The sequence below is a fragment of the Streptococcus sanguinis genome (assembly GCF_019929145.1).
GTDB lineage: Bacteria > Bacillota > Bacilli > Lactobacillales > Streptococcaceae > Streptococcus > Streptococcus sanguinis_U.
In genome coordinates, this window is sequence record NZ_JAHZOW010000004.1 from 16379 (window position 1) to 30685 (window position 14307).

The window sequence follows — 14307 nt, forward strand, 5'->3', positions numbered from 1 at the left end:
CTTGTTTTTCTATTTTGTGTTAAAATAAAAGGTATGGACAAAATTATCAAAACTATCTCAGAAAATGGTTCTTTCCGCGCTTATGTGCTGGATAGCACAGAGACGGTTCGGACCGCTCAAGAAAAACATCAAACTCAAGCAAGCTCTACCGTTGCACTTGGCCGCACACTGATTGCCAGTCAAATTTTAGCTGCAAATGAAAAAGGCCAGACCAAGATTACCGTCAAGATCCTCGGGACCAGCTCACTAGGCGCGATCATCACAGTGGCAGATACCGAGGGTAATGTCAAAGGTTATGTACAGAATCCCGGAGTAGATATCAAAAAGACTGCCACCGGCGAAGTTCTGGTTGGTCCTTTTGTAGGCCAAGGAGAATTCCTCGTTATCACGGACTACGGTACGGGCAATCCTTACAACTCCATGACTCCTCTCATCTCTGGAGAAATCGGTGAAGACCTAGCTTTCTACCTAACCGAAAGCCAGCAAACACCTTCCGCAGTTGGACTTAATGTCCTCTTGGATGAGAATGATAAAGTTAAGGTTGCTGGTGGTTTCTTGGTACAAGTTCTGCCTGGTGCTAAAGAAGCTGAAATTGCCCGCTTTGAGAAGCGGATCCAAGAAATGCCTGCCATCTCAAAACTGCTGGAATCCGATGACCATATCGAAGCTCTGCTGGCTGCCATCTATGGTGATGAGCCATACAAACGCCTGTCTGAAGAGGAAATCCGCTTCCAGTGCGACTGCAGCAAAGAGCGTTTCATGAATGCCTTGGCTACCCTGCCAAAGACTGACTTAGAAGAGATGCGTGACCAAGACCAAGGGGCTGAAATCGTCTGCCAATTCTGCCAGACTGCCTATCACTTTGACCAAAACGACCTGGAGGAACTGATTCGTGACAAATCTTAATACCCCTTTTATGATTGGGAATGTTGAAATTCCCAACCGCACAGTTCTGGCACCTATGGCCGGTGTAACCAACTCTGCTTTCCGAACCATTGCCAAAGAGCTGGGAGCAGGCCTGGTCGTGATGGAAATGGTCTCTGACAAGGGCATCCAGTATAACAACGAAAAAACCCTCCATATGCTCCACATCGATGAAGGAGAAAATCCCGTTTCTATCCAGCTTTTCGGTAGCGACGAGGACAGTTTGGCTCGCGCAGCAGAATTTATCCAAGAAAATACCAAGACGGATATTGTCGATATCAATATGGGCTGCCCGGTCAATAAAATCGTTAAAAACGAAGCTGGAGCTAAATGGCTCAAGGACCCTGAGAAAATCTATAAAATCATCAACAAGGTCCAGTCCGTTCTGGATATTCCCCTGACAGTTAAGATGCGGACTGGCTGGTCTGACAGCTCACTAGCTGTAGAAAATGCTCTAGCAGCCGAAGCCGCTGGAGTCTCAGCCCTGGCTATGCACGGTCGCACCCGTGAGCAAATGTATACTGGTCATGCTGACCTTGAGACCTTACACGACGTAGCGCAAGCTCTGACCAAGATTCCTTTCATCGCTAACGGTGATATCCGGAGTGTGCATGATGCTAAACAGCGTATCGAGGAAGTCGGTGCCGATGCCGTTATGGTAGGCCGAGCTGCTATGGGAAATCCTTATCTCTTTAACCAAATCAACCACTACTTTGAAACCGGCGAAATCCTTCCAGACCTCAGCTTCGAGGACAAGATGAAAATCGCCCACGACCACCTCTCCCGCTTGGTAAATCTCAAAGGAGAATACGTGGCCATCCGCGAATTCCGGGGCCTAGCTCCGCACTATCTGCGCGGTACTGCCGGAGCAGCCAAGCTCCGCGGTGCTATTTCACAAGCTGAAAGTCTGGCTGAAATCGAAGAACTCTTACAAATTCAAAAATAAAAACGAAAGGAAGCCGATTGGACTTCCTTTTTTGTTCTGTTTAGGGCTGAGTCACCACAACGCTTGTTACTGAACCATCTGCTCCTGTTGTAATCTGCAGATTGGCATTGCCTTGCCCGCTTAACTGCGCATTGTATTTGCCATCATCCAGTGTATAAGAGTAGGAAGCAATGGAATAATTATCTGTCTTTCCATCTGCAGACTGGACGGTGAATTGACCATTACCTGATACAGTCACAGTATTTCCATTGGCATCTTTCCAAGTACCAGCAGCGGCTGAGAAATCCCCATCCACCATAGTCAAGACACCTTTATAGCGAGCATTGCTGGCTGCCTGTTTATTCTGAAGCTGGCGATTGCTTTCGGGCGCTTGGGCTGGTTGAGTCGGCTGAGACTGAGTATTTTGTCGACCTGAAGCTTGCTGCGGCTGCGGTTGTTGGGCTTGAGGCGCTTCTACAGTAGACTGTTGCTGACTGGCAGGAGCTTGGGTTTGTCCAGGCTGGCTAACTGCTCCTTCTGAAGAAGCGCTGGCCTTGCTGGAAGACGCAGCTTTTGAGCTAGAAGAAGCTTGAACAGTCTTGCTAGAACTAGCACTTGTTGTATTTTCTTCTTTCTTACCACATGCCCCTAAAAGCAAACTAGAAGCCAGAACTGCAGCTGCCATCATTTTTGTATAAGTACGTGTTTTCATCTTTTGTCTCCTTGTAATATTAAGAAATCTTTTTGTAACATTATTGTAACACTGTAATTTTACTATGTCAATCATTTATGCAAAATTCTTAAAAAATTTTTTACTCAAGTAAAGTTCTGTTTCTCAATCTGCTTCTTTTGTCATGAGAAACTTGCTCCTACTTATCTATTCGTCATTAAAATAAGAAAAACAGGACAAATTTGTCCTGCAAGAGAAATATATGATCAGCTTTCTTTTAATCTGATTTTTCTGCCTTCAACCGATAGACTTTTCTCGGCTTCTTCTTTGGCACGCGCTTAACGCCAGCCTCCTCCAAGTATTCTCCAAATTTCACTAGAAAATTATTGCTGACAATAGGTCGTCTAGGCGTGATGAGATTGACCAACTCAGTCCCTTCATAAACAGTAAACGGTGATTCCAGCAGATGGAGAAAAGTTGGATTCCAGTCCAGTCGCCCCTGAATCCGCTTGATAGATTCCAGCAGGATTTGGTAGTGGTCAAAGGCAAAGTCCTCTGCTGTCAGGAGCCGCTCACCATCTCTAAAACTCCTTGTCTTAAAGTCTACATCAAGAAAGGTGACTTCCTTGGCATCATCGCCAGCTTGTACTTGGTCTACTGCTATGGCCGGCAGATAGACCAGATGGGCAATAGTGATGACCCAACCTCGCGGATCACGCCCAGGAGTAGATACCGTCATCAGCTGCTCCACCTTTTCCAGCGGTATCTCCAGCCCCACCTCTTCCTTGACTTCCCGAATGCAGGCCTGATAGGCATCCTCATGCTTGTCTACAAAACCTCCGACCAAAGCATATTTATTTTGATAAGGGTGGGCCTTGCGCTTGATAACCAAGAGTTTTATCTGACCTTCTACGAAGCAGTAGGCCACCATATCTGCTGTTACGCTGGGTGTCTCATACTTAGGTAAATCCTGTGTCTTGTACCATGCCAAAAAGGCGGACTCATCCGCCATGGTTTCATAGTACTCTTTTTCTGACATTCCCGCTGGGATATCCTGTTTGGTCATGAGTTTCTTCCTTTCCTAAGCTATTTTTTCTATCAAAAAATCTCAAATCTTAGTCTAAGCTTTCTTCACCGCCTTGGTCCACTGATACCATCCAACGATACTATTAAGGGTATAGACCCAGTACATGGCCTGGATATGAAGGTTGCTACCCCACCAGAGATAAATACTGAAGAGATTGGTCGCAATCCAGAAAATCCACTGCTCGCGGTAGAGACCAGTCATAAGAAGCTGACCGATACCATTGGTCGCATCTGTCACACTATCACGGAAAGGCCGGTGACTGTGAATGCTCTTATAGGCAAAGCCCATACCAATCCAAATCAAGGCCGTCAAGGCCAAATATTTAAGCCAGCCACGCCAGTCTAACTTCTTAGCTTCAAAATGAGAGGGTTCTTCCTTATCTTGTTCATTGACCCGGTTGGACAGCCAAGTATAAAGGCCAATAGGCTGCATGATAAAGAAGTAGACCGTAGTCAGCACTTCTCCATAAAAGCTAGCCTGAAAGGACAATAGGAGATAAATTGCCGAATTAACCGCTCCAAAGAGGTAATTGCTGGCCCGCCCCTCGGCCACTAGAATAACGCAAACGATGCCTGTCCAAGAAGCAAAGAGTCCCAGCCAATCATGCTGCTTCTGGCCACTGGTGAACTCCAGAATGAAAGGCAAACTGGAAAGTGTAATCAAGTAGAGCCATTGAGCCAAGCTGCGCCCGCTACATAAATCCTGCCAGAGCAATTTTGCAATCCCCTTAATACCCTGCTTTTTAGCTGCGGCACAGACATTGCGGAAATTCCGAGCAAAGGTTTGAGATTTTTGTTTCAGTCTTGCGTAGAGATCCGAAGGAGCGAGTTTTTGATTTTTTACTACCATTCTATTTTACCACTTTCTTTTTTAATCCGCTTGATAAATCATGTCGATCGCTTCTTTGGCCGCCTGATAATTGTCCAAATAACTGCCAGCCAGATAGACCGTCGGAATATGAGCCAAACACTGCTCTTTCAGCCTTTTTAGATGGCTGGAAAAATCACTGCGGATAGCCTCGTCTGCCATGCTCATATCGCGAAAGCCATCGTTAACATAGGTGCCGACCGGCTCAGCAAAGAGAATCAAATCCCATTTTTCCTTAGACAAAATGCTGGCAAAGAGATTGTCAAAGGTATCTGTCTCTTCGTCTTGAACCGGACTTTCTTTCAGATAGTAATCATAGTAAGCCTTGGTTACCAGCGAATTTGTATCAGCCACGACCAGACCACGGTTGGCGCTGCTGTCAATCAGGCGAGAAGTCTGAGCATATTGTCCTAAGAGCAGATAATAATAGTCTTTAGGGGTCAGCTCATCATCTCGCACGTTATTTTGAATCTGGTATTCTCGAGCATATTCCAGACTAACCGGAGCATCATAGTAGCGAGCCAAATCCTTAGCCAAGGTCGTTTTACCATTGCTGGCGCTACCCATAATCAGCACTTTCTTGGTAAAGTGACGGCGGAAAGGCTGGGCGATATATTTCCAATAACGACTAGGATTTTCCCGAATCATCGTAGCTGAGATACCAAACTGGCGCTCTTCCAAACAGGTTTCAAAACCACGCTTTGTCAGCTCCGCTTGATAGTCTGATTCTCCTACAAAGAAAATCAGTTCCTCCCGTTCTGCATCATAGCCCACCAACTCCAATAAAGCCGGCAGCCACTTGTCCCAACCTAGAGGATAGCGGGGAAAGGAAGTTTCATCTAGCTTATAAACCTGTGTTAACTCATCATCAGCGAAAGTCTCCCGCGTATAGCGGAATCGCTTCTGCAGAGACAGCCCCACTTCCTGCCCACGGTCTCCCTGATAACCTGAAACCACCACGCGCACCTTGTCGTAAGAACGCTTAGCCTTCTGTATCAAATCGATATGCCCTTGATGCAAGGGAGCAAATGTTCCAAAGACGATTGCAATTTTTTCTTTCATATGCTTAACCTTTTTATTATTTTTTATATTTTATTATTTCTATTATTTTATTATAAACTATATTTTTATTTTGTCAATAGTTTTTTATAAAATTTTATAAAAATATTTTTCAGACACTTTAAAACTGTATTAAGCACAAAAAAAGAACCTAATGTCTTAAGCATCAGATTCTTTTTTACAAGATTTATTGCTGATAGACTTCTTGGTAGAATTCCAACTTGTCTCCATCCTTGACAGTGATTTGATTGGCTGCCTTAGGAGCCATTTCTCCGTTGACCTTAAACATCCAGTAGAGGCCCTTTGCTTCATCCTGAGCATGGCCGTCAATAGAAGTGATAAAACCATCTTTTTCTTCGACCTTATAGGCCTTCTTCAAAGCATCCATAGCTGTCTTTCCTTCTTCAACAGCCACTGTTTTCTCGCTCTTCTCCTGACCTTCTGGTGCAATACTGATGCTGATTTTCAGTTCCTTTTTGACAGAAGAATCAGCCGAGCTAGAGCTCTTGTCAGTATTTGTCTGGCTGCTGCCGCAACCTACAAGGAGAAGGGCAAAAGCAAGTGTGAGCAAACTAAAGATTTTTTTCATTATAGAGCCTCCTTAAAATAGGGTACAAGAGTGGGTAAAAAAACAAGGTCGACAGTCCGTGCGCTATATTGAAGGTCAAAGCATTGATAATCGCATAAGACCACCAGTGATAGTTGTAAAGCAAGGCTGTCAGTGTATCGATGGCAATGCCATAGCCAAAGGATAGGAGAGCTGCTACTATTCCCTGTCCCACTAGATTTAACCGAGGATAGAGCAGCTGCCAAAGGCAAAGAATCAGTCCAAAGGACAGCAACTGAAAGAGGACGATCGGACTCATTCCCAAAAGAAATGCTGATGTAAACATCGTCACAACCATCACTAGGAGTGAAGTCTGCAAATCCTCAAAGATAACTATCAGGAAAAAGATAGCTGAAATAGGCTGCACATTGGGCAAAAAGGAAAATGCATAGCGAAAGGCCACACATAAAGCCGATAGGATGGCAATTTTAGCCATTTTACGAGCGGACAAAGGTACCTCCTTTTCTAATTGAGTGAATCAAGAGAAGTTGGACTAGGTATGCAGCTCAACAGCATCCCAGTCTTGGGCCGTATTCAGCCCCAGCAGCCAGTCAAGGCCAGACCGCCTCTCCAGAACAACACTTTCATCAAGGCCTGCCGGTGCTGGCTGGTCATGAATCCGAGCATCAACACAGGCCCAATGATAACGATAAATCAAATCATCCTCATCCAGTAACTCTTCTAAGCTGCGCGGTTGGCATTTTCCCAGAAATTCCTGAAAGTCAACCGCACTAGCGACTGCATCAATAGCAGCATCACAATCACAAATCTTATCTGGAAACGGCAAAGCATCTACTAGACCCAAGTACCAAATCAAGGACCAATAGGCCTCGTATTTCCAAACCATATTGATGATAGCTGCCGGGTCGGCACGATCTTCCAAGACTGCCCTTTCTTTGGGCGTCAACTCTTCCTGCACCCCGTATTGCTGCAGTTTATCCTGCAGCCACTGGCGGCTCTCCTCATTATAATTATTATTTTCGATATCCAAGGCCGCCTGAATAATCAAGAGGCTGGTAATAGCTCGACGCGCAATTTCTTCTAGCGAGCGCGGTCGCACCTGCTCAGCACCTTCGATAACCGGCAAATGCTCGATGTAAGGAATACCTTCCTTTTTCAAACGCTGGATACTAGCCGCCTTGCGCTCTTCTGGTGTTTTCAATTTGGCTTTCTTGCCAGCAAACAAGTCTTTAAAAAACGACATATCAGCCTCCAATCCTTCAATTTCCTAGTTTCATTGAATGATGAAATAACTGTTCGGTATCTATAGGTATGATTGCTATAAGGGATTAACCGCGAGCACACAATTTCCCATTGCAAGGTTCGCTTTCTAGGCCACTTCGAACTTAAGTTGGCCAGCCTTGACCCCGACCTTAAGAGTCTGACCCGTCGTCAAGTCTCCTGTCAAGAGTAGCTCAGACAACTTGTCCTCTACCTGGGTCTGCAGAGTGCGGCGCAATGGCCGTGCCCCCATTTCCACATCGTAGCCTTCCTGAGCCAGCAGCTTAAGGGCACTAGCCTGGAACTTCAGCTCAATTCCCTTATCAGCAAGACTGGCAATGAGCGGTTTGACCATAACCTTGACCACTTCCTGCATATCTTCTGCAGATAGGCTGTGGAAGACTACCTTCTCGTCGATACGGTTGATAAACTCTGGTCGATAAGCTTTCTTGAGTTCTTCCAGCATCCGTTTTTCCATATTGGCATGGTCCAAGCGAATGTCACGCGCACCAAAGCCCACCGTCTTATCATCCCGCAAACTAGTTGCTCCCAGATTGCTAGTCATGATAATAATCGTGTTGGAGAAGTCCACCTTGCGGCCCTTGCTGTCAGTCAGCTGACCATCATCCAAGACCTGCAGGAGAACATTGAAAATATCCGGGTGCGCCTTTTCCACCTCGTCAAAGAGCAGGACAGAATAAGGTCTGTTGCGCACCTTTTCCGTCAGCTCCCCTCCTTCTTCGTAGCCTACATAGCCTGGAGGCGCTCCATTGAGGCGGCTAGCCGCGAATTTCTCCATGTACTCACTCATATCAAAGCGGATGAGAGCAGACTCGTCATCAAAGAGACTTTCGGCCAAGGCCTTGGCTAGCTCTGTCTTCCCGACTCCTGTCGGACCTAGGAACATAAAGGAGCCAATCGGACGCTTACTGCTGCGGATACCAGACTGGTTCCGTCGGATGGCTCGGCTGATAGCTGAAATCGCCTCGTCCTGCCCAATCACGCGTTTATGCAGTTCTGTTTCCAAATTGAGGTATTTCTTCGCATCTGTCTGAGTCAGCTTCTGCACAGGAATCCCAGACAAACCACTAAGAGTAGCCAAGACATCGTCTTCTTCCACTTTCAGTTTATAGAGCTTGGGTTGCTGCTCTTGCTCAAGCAGCTTCGACACCTTTTTAAAGTCTGCTGCCATCAAGGCTTGATCCACTGGCGTCAAATCCGACTGCTCGTAATTCTGCGGTCCTCTGTTCTGGACTGTCGCACTGGCCTCGTCCAAAAGATCAATGGCAGAGTCTGGCAGATGCTTGCTAGTCAGATAGCGATGGGCGTATTTCACCGCCGTCTCAATCGCCTGATCACTAATCCGTACCTTGTGATGGTCCTCATAGCTCTTTCTCAGACCTTGTAAAATAGCAATGCTGTCAGCCACATTTGGCTCTTCTATGCTGACCTTGGCAAAACGCCGGGAAAGGGCCGCATCTTTTTCAATATGTTTCTGATACTCTTCCTGCGTCGTGGCGCCAACTGTCCGCAGAGTGCCGCGAGCCAGAGCCGGTTTCAGGATATTGGCCGCATCCAAGGTCGAGTCAATACCGCTGCCAGATCCCATGATAGTATGCAGCTCATCGATGAAGAGAATGACATGACCATCTTCTTCAATGTCATTGATGATGTTGTTCATCCGCTCCTCAAAGTCTCCGCGAAAGCGAGTGCCAGCGACTACATTCATCAAGTCCAGCTCCAAAACCCGCATCTTAGCAAGTTCAGCCGGAACCTGACCAGCCGCTACACGCTGAGCCAGTCCTAAAGCCAGAGCTGTCTTACCAACCCCAGCATCTCCAACCAAGACTGGATTGTTTTTAGTCTTGCGACTGAGAATCTGAACTATCCGTGAAATTTCCTGATCACGGCCAATGACGGGCTCCAATCGGCCATCTCTAGCCAGCTCCGTCAGATCACGAGTGTAGTCTTCTAGCCCCCCGCTGGTAGAAGCTGGCATACCCATCATATTAGCCATGGTCTGCTTAGCGGCCATTACTCCCTTATTCAGACTGCGAATAGCCTTGATATCTTCCTTGCCCCAGCCAGCTCGCTGCTCCAAGACCTTACGCAAATCACTGATTTTCGGTCCCTGCTCCTTGTCCTCGTAGCTAAAGCCGGTAAATTCCAGAATACGAGAAGCCAAGGTCCCCCGGTCAAATAGCATGGCCAGCAGCACATGCTCAGTACCTACATGCTTAGCCCGAACAGCTTCTGCAATCTGCCCCGCCTCCTCAAACAACTCCTCTAAGCGATAAGAAAAAGGCAGCAGCTCAAAGTGACCGTCTTTCTGATAAGCCTGACCAGTAATCTGAAAAGCCGCTTCTTCAAATCCATCAACTTCCACAGGAAACTCATTGAGGACTGAGCCAGCAACGCTGTAGGGATTATTAGCCAGAGCAATCAGCAGATGCCATGATTCCAGATAATCTGTCGTAAAATGGCCGGCCAAGAGCTGGGCTGCTTCCAAGCTTTCTATTAAGGCTTTTGAGTATTTCATTTATGATTCCATTCCTTTTCTGTCTAGTTGTTGTAAAATCTTTTTTAATATCCGGGCACGAATCACCGCAGCTCCATCACCCAAAATCGAGTCCGTTGCTGTTGACAAGATTAGATTGCCCTCACGTTCAGTCATAATCTTCTCGTCAAAAAGAAGCTGAATAACATCTGTGAAAACCTGCTGGCTGACACGCTCTCCCACACTGTCGTACAGGCCGCAAAGCATCTGATGTCGGTCGGAAAATTCTATCTTTCCAATCCGAATATAGCCTCCGCCGCCACGCTTACTCTCGACGATATAGCCCCGACTTTCCGTAAAACGCGTCTTAATCACATAGTTAATCTGACTGGGAACCACCTGAAAAACATCAGCCAGTTCACTGCGTTTCAGTTCAACCATCCCTGCCTGAGCCAGAATAGACTTGATATATGCTTCAATACTGTCCGATGTGTTTTTTGCACCCATGACTTCCCTTTCCAGTTGAGAATTTCAGAATAAATTTCTTTTTTCCTTGCTTCTCTAACATTGACTATCTTTGACTAATATTATACCGGAAAAGTCTCTATTTTGAAAGAAAAAGGGATGACTGAAAGGTCTGACAATTCAAACTAGTGAAAAAGCTTTGTCAGGCTTGTGTAACCGCTTGCTTTTTGCTTTTAAAGCGTTATAATATAGGTGGAAATCCACAAGGAAAAGACAGACAGAAACTCCTGCCTGCCAACTATCATCTAAACAAGGAGGATAATCCTATGAAAATGGATTGGCTCAACTATTCTCGTCATGTACTCAAATGGCTCTTTGCAGCTCTGAGTATTTTTACCATCTTTTCCGCTGATTACGTTGATATTCCTATCGGAGCTCTCATCGCCTGTCTTTATGCTCCCCTGCTCTTCGAACAGGAGCTGGTCAGCAACCGAGTCAAATGGTATAGCTTTCTGATCATGATGGTGGTTACTCTGCCCCTTTTGTTTATTACCAAAGTCTACCAGTTTAGCCTAACTTACCCCCAAACCACAGCTCTTCTCTTCATATTGGTAGTCTTGATTTTTACCAATGGCTTGATTGCTCATAAAGAAGAAAGAGAAAAAGCAGCTAAGTGATGCTGCTCACCATTCTAAACTTGATGTTTCAAAATGCTACAAATGAAAAGGTCTGAGAAAAATCTCAGACCTTTTTATCGTTCAATTTCTAAGCTAAAAACGATTAGTTTTGACCAAGAGCGGCAGCCATTGTTGCAGCTACTTCATTTTCAAAGTCGTTAGCAGCTTTTTCGATACCTTCACCAACTTCAAAGCGAGCGAACTCAACTACTGAAGCATTTACTGATTCAAGGTACGCTTCAACTGTCTTGCTGTCATCCATGATGTATACTTGTGCAAGAAGTGTGTAAGCTTGGTCAACTTTAGTGTTGTCAAGCATGAAGCGATCCATTTTACCTGGGATAATCTTGTCCCAAATCTTTTCAGGTTTGCCTTCAGCAGCCAACTCAGCCTTGATGTCTTCTTCAGCTTGAGCAACAACTGCATCAGTCAATTGAGCTTTAGAACCGTATTTCAAGTGTGGAAGAGCTGGTTTACCAACCATTGCACGGCTTTCGTTGTCTTGATCGATGACGTGGTTCAATTGTGCCAATTCATCTTTGACAAACTGCTCATCCAATTCTTTATATGAAAGAACAGTTGGTTTCATCGCAGCAATGTGCATAGAGATTTGCTTAGCAAGAGCATCGTCTCCACCTTCAATAACGGAGATAACTCCGATACGGCCACCGTTGTGTTGGTAAGCACCAAAGTGTTGAGCATCTGTCTTTTCAATCAAAGCAAAGCGACGGAAAGAGATTTTTTCTCCGATAGTTGCAGTTGCAGATACGTATGCAGCTTCAAGAGTTTCACCTGAAGGCATTGTCAAAGCAAGTGCTTCTTCGTTGTTAGCTGGTTTACCTTCAGCGATTACTTTCGCAGTTGCATTTACCAAATCAACAAATTGAGCATTTTTCGCAACGAAGTCAGTTTCAGCATTCACTTCAACAACAGCGGCAACATTACCGTTTACGTAAACGCCTGTCAGACCTTCAGCGGCAACACGGTCAGCCTTCTTAGCTGCTTTTGCCATACCTTTTTCGCGAAGCAATTCAATCGCTTTTTCAATGTCACCGTCTGTCTCAACAAGTGCTTTTTTAGCGTCCATGACACCAGCACCAGATTTTTCACGCAATTCTTTGACAAGCTTAGCTGTAATTTCTGCCATTTTTCTTCTCCTATTTTTTAATGTAAATAAAGGAGCTGGGCTGAGCCCTGCCCCTTTAGGTTAGTTTACTAATTATTCGTTTGAACCTTCAACAACTTCAACGATTTCTTCGATAGAATCTGCTTGAGTTTCAGTTGCAGCCAATTCTGCTTCTACTGATTCAACGCTATCTTCACCTTGACGGCCTTCGATAACAGCATCAGCCATTTTCGCAGTGATCAATTTAACCGCACGGATTGCATCGTCGTTAGCTGGGATAATCACATCGATATCATCAGGATCAGTGTTAGTATCAACCATGGCAACCACTGGGATACCTAATTTCTTAGCTTCCTTAACAGCGATTTGCTCTTTATGAGGGTCAACTACATACATCACATCTGGGATGCGAGGCATATCTTCGATACCGCCCAAGAATTTTTCAAGACGAGCACGTTGTTTGTTGAGAAGAGCGACTTCTTTCTTAGGAAGAACTTCGAAAGTTCCGTCTTCTTCCATGCGTTTGATTTCTTTCAAACGAGCTACACGTTTTTGGATAGTAGACCAGTTTGTAAGAGTTCCACCCAACCAACGGTGGTTGATGAAGTATTGACCTGAACGTTCTGCTTCTTCTTTGACAGCGTCAGCGGCTTGCTTTTTAGTACCAACGAAGAGGATAACTGCATCGTTAGCAGCAGCATCACGCATAAAATCGTAAGCTTGGTCAGCATACTTTACAGTTTGCTGCAAGTCGATTACGTGGATGCCATTACGCTCAGTGAAGATGTACTTAGCCATCTTAGGGTTCCAGCGACGAGTTTGGTGACCAAAGTGAACACCAGCCTCAAGAAGTTGTTTCATTGAAATTACTGCCATGAGTAAATTCTCCTTTTTGTTTTTTTCCTCTTTTAGATTTCAGCTCGCAGGACCACCCTAGGGCAACAGTCCCACAATTCATCTAAAATGAGTATTTTGCCATTTACACGGCACCCTATATTATAACAAAAGCGCAGCTATTTGACAAGACGTTTGCCATATTTTCTGCCACTATCTGCCACTAAAAATGAATTCTACCTCTCAGCAGAACATGTATTTTCCGAAACGTTCAGAATGGCAGCGTCTAATATTTTCTGCTTTGACTATGAAACACTCTTGACGAAAGCAAGTATTTACGATAGAATAATAAGAGTTGCGGCGGTATAGCCAAGTGGTAAGGCACGGCTCTGCAAAAGCTTGATCGTCGGTTCAAATCCGTCTACCGCCTTCGTAAATATATTTCTAGAAGTCCTCAAAGGGCTTTTTTTATTGCATTTCCTATTGTTTCTAGCAAACTTTGCTGATATAATATTATAAAAATATCATCCATCATCAGCGAAAGGAAAAAAGATTGATTATGAAAAAAGTCAGCTTCTATACCCTTAGTCTCCTCTCTTTGCTAGCTCTCTCAGCCTGCATGCCTGCCAAGCAGACGCAGCAAAGAAAAAAGACGCCTAGCTCCCTCAAAGCTTCGAAAAGTTCATCCTCTAAGGAAACATCCAGCAAATCATCTAGCAGTAGCTCTAGCACCTATGAAAGTAGTGATGAGGTATTTCAGAAACGTGCTACCTTTGATCCAGATGATGCTTCTGCACTACAATACATACCAGATGCAGCTTCTATTCCTGAATTAGAGAAAATAAGAAATTTTCATATTTCCACTGGCTTTGTCATTCAGGTAAACGGAGAGGATATCAATGGTGACAAACCTAAAACGTCTTACGATGAAGTAACAGCAGCTCTAGGCCAACCTACATTTAGCACTGATGAGAATGACCCTGGCAACTCTGTCAACATCTGGCACACAGACAACGGAGACATTATGTGCTACTTTACCAATAATGTCCTGACGAATTTGAGTTTTAGCCTAAAAGACGCTCAGCCGGCCAAAAGCAGTTACTCTAGCATCACCACATCCGACACTCCCAAGACAGCTTTCGACAAGCTTGGTCGTCCGGAAATGATTATACGTTCAGAACGCGATACAACCTTTGTCTATAAAAATTCTAATGATGAACAGTTTAGTTTCTCTACCCAGAACAATCAAATCGTTGGGGTAATGTCTACCTATCAAATGAAACAAACTAAAGACATTATTGACTCTGTCATTAAGGATAAGTAATCTTACAATTGGCTCCAAAAACAC

The 14307-nt window shown here is 45.0% G+C and carries 15 protein-coding genes and 1 tRNA gene; 5 read left to right on the top strand and 11 right to left on the bottom strand.

Annotated elements, in window-relative coordinates; translation table 11 throughout:
• Window positions 1-33 precede the first annotated feature (33 nt).
• Both hslO and dusB read left to right on the top strand, forming a co-directional pair.
• Window positions 34-906, top strand: a complete 873-nt coding sequence (gene hslO, locus K1I94_RS08675; protein ID WP_317627940.1) for an Hsp33 family molecular chaperone HslO — start codon at window positions 34-36, stop codon at window positions 904-906.
• The gene (gene dusB, locus K1I94_RS08680) at window positions 893-1870 is read left to right on the top strand and encodes a tRNA dihydrouridine synthase DusB (RefSeq protein WP_172454692.1); all 978 of its coding nucleotides are present in this window, start codon (window positions 893-895) and stop codon (window positions 1868-1870) included. The genes hslO and dusB overlap by 14 nt, the downstream gene beginning before the upstream one ends.
• A gap of 40 nt (window positions 1871-1910) precedes the next feature.
• On the opposite strand, the gene K1I94_RS08685 is transcribed toward dusB, so the two are convergent.
• The 9 genes from K1I94_RS08685 to K1I94_RS08725 all read right to left on the bottom strand — a co-directional run bounded on the left by K1I94_RS08685 (window position 1911) and on the right by K1I94_RS08725 (window position 10364).
• Window positions 1911-2636 (bottom strand): DUF6287 domain-containing protein, encoded by a 726-nt coding sequence (locus K1I94_RS08685; RefSeq protein WP_223315082.1) that lies wholly within the window; start codon window positions 2634-2636, stop codon window positions 1911-1913.
• Window positions 2637-2796: 160 nt separating this feature from the next.
• A complete protein-coding gene (locus K1I94_RS08690; protein WP_125337598.1) occupies window positions 2797-3585 on the bottom strand; it encodes an NUDIX domain-containing protein in 789 nt (262 codons plus the stop codon).
• A 54-nt stretch (window positions 3586-3639) separates the two neighbouring features.
• Window positions 3640-4455, bottom strand: a complete 816-nt coding sequence (gene pnuC, locus K1I94_RS08695) for a nicotinamide riboside transporter PnuC (protein WP_223315083.1) — start codon at window positions 4453-4455, stop codon at window positions 3640-3642.
• Between the two features lie 21 nt (window positions 4456-4476).
• Entirely contained in the window at window positions 4477-5535 is a 1059-nt protein-coding gene (locus K1I94_RS08700; RefSeq protein ID WP_223315084.1) for an AAA family ATPase, read from the bottom strand.
• Window positions 5536-5719: 184 nt separating this feature from the next.
• Window positions 5720-6121 carry a DUF4430 domain-containing protein gene (locus tag K1I94_RS08705; RefSeq protein WP_002911498.1) on the bottom strand — a complete coding sequence of 134 codons (402 nt, stop codon included), beginning with the start codon at window positions 6119-6121 and terminating at the stop codon, window positions 5720-5722.
• Window positions 6105-6590, bottom strand: a complete 486-nt coding sequence (locus K1I94_RS08710) for an ECF transporter S component (RefSeq protein WP_223315085.1) — start codon at window positions 6588-6590, stop codon at window positions 6105-6107. Before K1I94_RS08710 ends, K1I94_RS08705 begins: the two co-directional genes overlap by 17 nt.
• A 42-nt stretch (window positions 6591-6632) precedes the next feature.
• The gene (locus K1I94_RS08715; RefSeq protein WP_223315086.1) at window positions 6633-7343 is read right to left on the bottom strand and encodes a DUF4272 domain-containing protein; all 711 of its coding nucleotides are present in this window, start codon (window positions 7341-7343) and stop codon (window positions 6633-6635) included.
• A 126-nt stretch (window positions 7344-7469) separates the two neighbouring features.
• Window positions 7470-9899, bottom strand: a complete 2430-nt coding sequence (locus tag K1I94_RS08720; protein ID WP_223315087.1) for an ATP-dependent Clp protease ATP-binding subunit — start codon at window positions 9897-9899, stop codon at window positions 7470-7472.
• Entirely contained in the window at window positions 9900-10364 is a 465-nt protein-coding gene (locus K1I94_RS08725; RefSeq protein WP_125340266.1) for a CtsR family transcriptional regulator, read from the bottom strand.
• A gap of 146 nt (window positions 10365-10510) precedes the next feature.
• Here K1I94_RS08725 and K1I94_RS08730 point away from each other — a divergent pair, with 146 nt between their 5' ends.
• On the top strand, window positions 10511-10999 hold the full coding sequence (locus K1I94_RS08730; protein WP_176693603.1) for a hypothetical protein: 489 nt from the start codon (window positions 10511-10513) through the stop codon (window positions 10997-10999).
• A 103-nt stretch (window positions 11000-11102) separates the two neighbouring features.
• Here K1I94_RS08730 and tsf read toward each other — a convergent pair whose 3' ends face one another.
• Both tsf and rpsB read right to left on the bottom strand, forming a co-directional pair.
• Entirely contained in the window at window positions 11103-12146 is a 1044-nt protein-coding gene (gene tsf, locus K1I94_RS08735; protein WP_002894014.1) for a translation elongation factor Ts, read from the bottom strand.
• Between the two features lie 72 nt (window positions 12147-12218).
• Window positions 12219-13001 (bottom strand): 30S ribosomal protein S2, encoded by a 783-nt coding sequence (rpsB, locus tag K1I94_RS08740; RefSeq protein ID WP_002894015.1) that lies wholly within the window; start codon window positions 12999-13001, stop codon window positions 12219-12221.
• A 317-nt stretch (window positions 13002-13318) separates the two neighbouring features.
• Here rpsB and K1I94_RS08745 point away from each other — a divergent pair.
• A tRNA-Cys gene (locus tag K1I94_RS08745) sits at window positions 13319-13389 on the top strand.
• 129 nt (window positions 13390-13518) lie between these two features.
• Window positions 13519-14283: a hypothetical protein gene (locus tag K1I94_RS08750; RefSeq protein WP_223315161.1), complete on the top strand. Its 765-nt coding sequence runs from the start codon at window positions 13519-13521 to the stop codon at window positions 14281-14283.
• Window positions 14284-14307: the final 24 nt, after the last annotated feature.

What these genes read in the sequence shown, in the direction of transcription:
- K1I94_RS08690 (WP_125337598.1), bottom strand. Translation starts at nt 3,585, where the DNA reads ATGACCAAACAGGATATCCCAGCGGGAATGTCAGAAAAAGAGTACTAT.
- K1I94_RS08685 (WP_223315082.1), bottom strand. Translation starts at nt 2,636, where the DNA reads ATGATTGACATAGTAAAATTACAGTGTTACAATAATGTTACAAAAAGA.
- K1I94_RS08700 (WP_223315084.1), bottom strand. Translation starts at nt 5,535, where the DNA reads ATGAAAGAAAAAATTGCAATCGTCTTTGGAACATTTGCTCCCTTGCAT.
- tsf (WP_002894014.1), bottom strand. Translation starts at nt 12,146, where the DNA reads ATGGCAGAAATTACAGCTAAGCTTGTCAAAGAATTGCGTGAAAAATCT.
- K1I94_RS08750 (WP_223315161.1), top strand. Translation starts at nt 13,519, where the DNA reads ATGAAAAAAGTCAGCTTCTATACCCTTAGTCTCCTCTCTTTGCTAGCT.
- hslO (WP_317627940.1), top strand. Translation starts at nt 34, where the DNA reads ATGGACAAAATTATCAAAACTATCTCAGAAAATGGTTCTTTCCGCGCT.
- K1I94_RS08720 (WP_223315087.1), bottom strand. Translation starts at nt 9,899, where the DNA reads ATGAAATACTCAAAAGCCTTAATAGAAAGCTTGGAAGCAGCCCAGCTC.
- rpsB (WP_002894015.1), bottom strand. Translation starts at nt 13,001, where the DNA reads ATGGCAGTAATTTCAATGAAACAACTTCTTGAGGCTGGTGTTCACTTT.
- K1I94_RS08715 (WP_223315086.1), bottom strand. Translation starts at nt 7,343, where the DNA reads ATGTCGTTTTTTAAAGACTTGTTTGCTGGCAAGAAAGCCAAATTGAAA.
- K1I94_RS08705 (WP_002911498.1), bottom strand. Translation starts at nt 6,121, where the DNA reads ATGAAAAAAATCTTTAGTTTGCTCACACTTGCTTTTGCCCTTCTCCTT.
- pnuC (WP_223315083.1), bottom strand. Translation starts at nt 4,455, where the DNA reads ATGGTAGTAAAAAATCAAAAACTCGCTCCTTCGGATCTCTACGCAAGA.
- K1I94_RS08725 (WP_125340266.1), bottom strand. Translation starts at nt 10,364, where the DNA reads ATGGGTGCAAAAAACACATCGGACAGTATTGAAGCATATATCAAGTCT.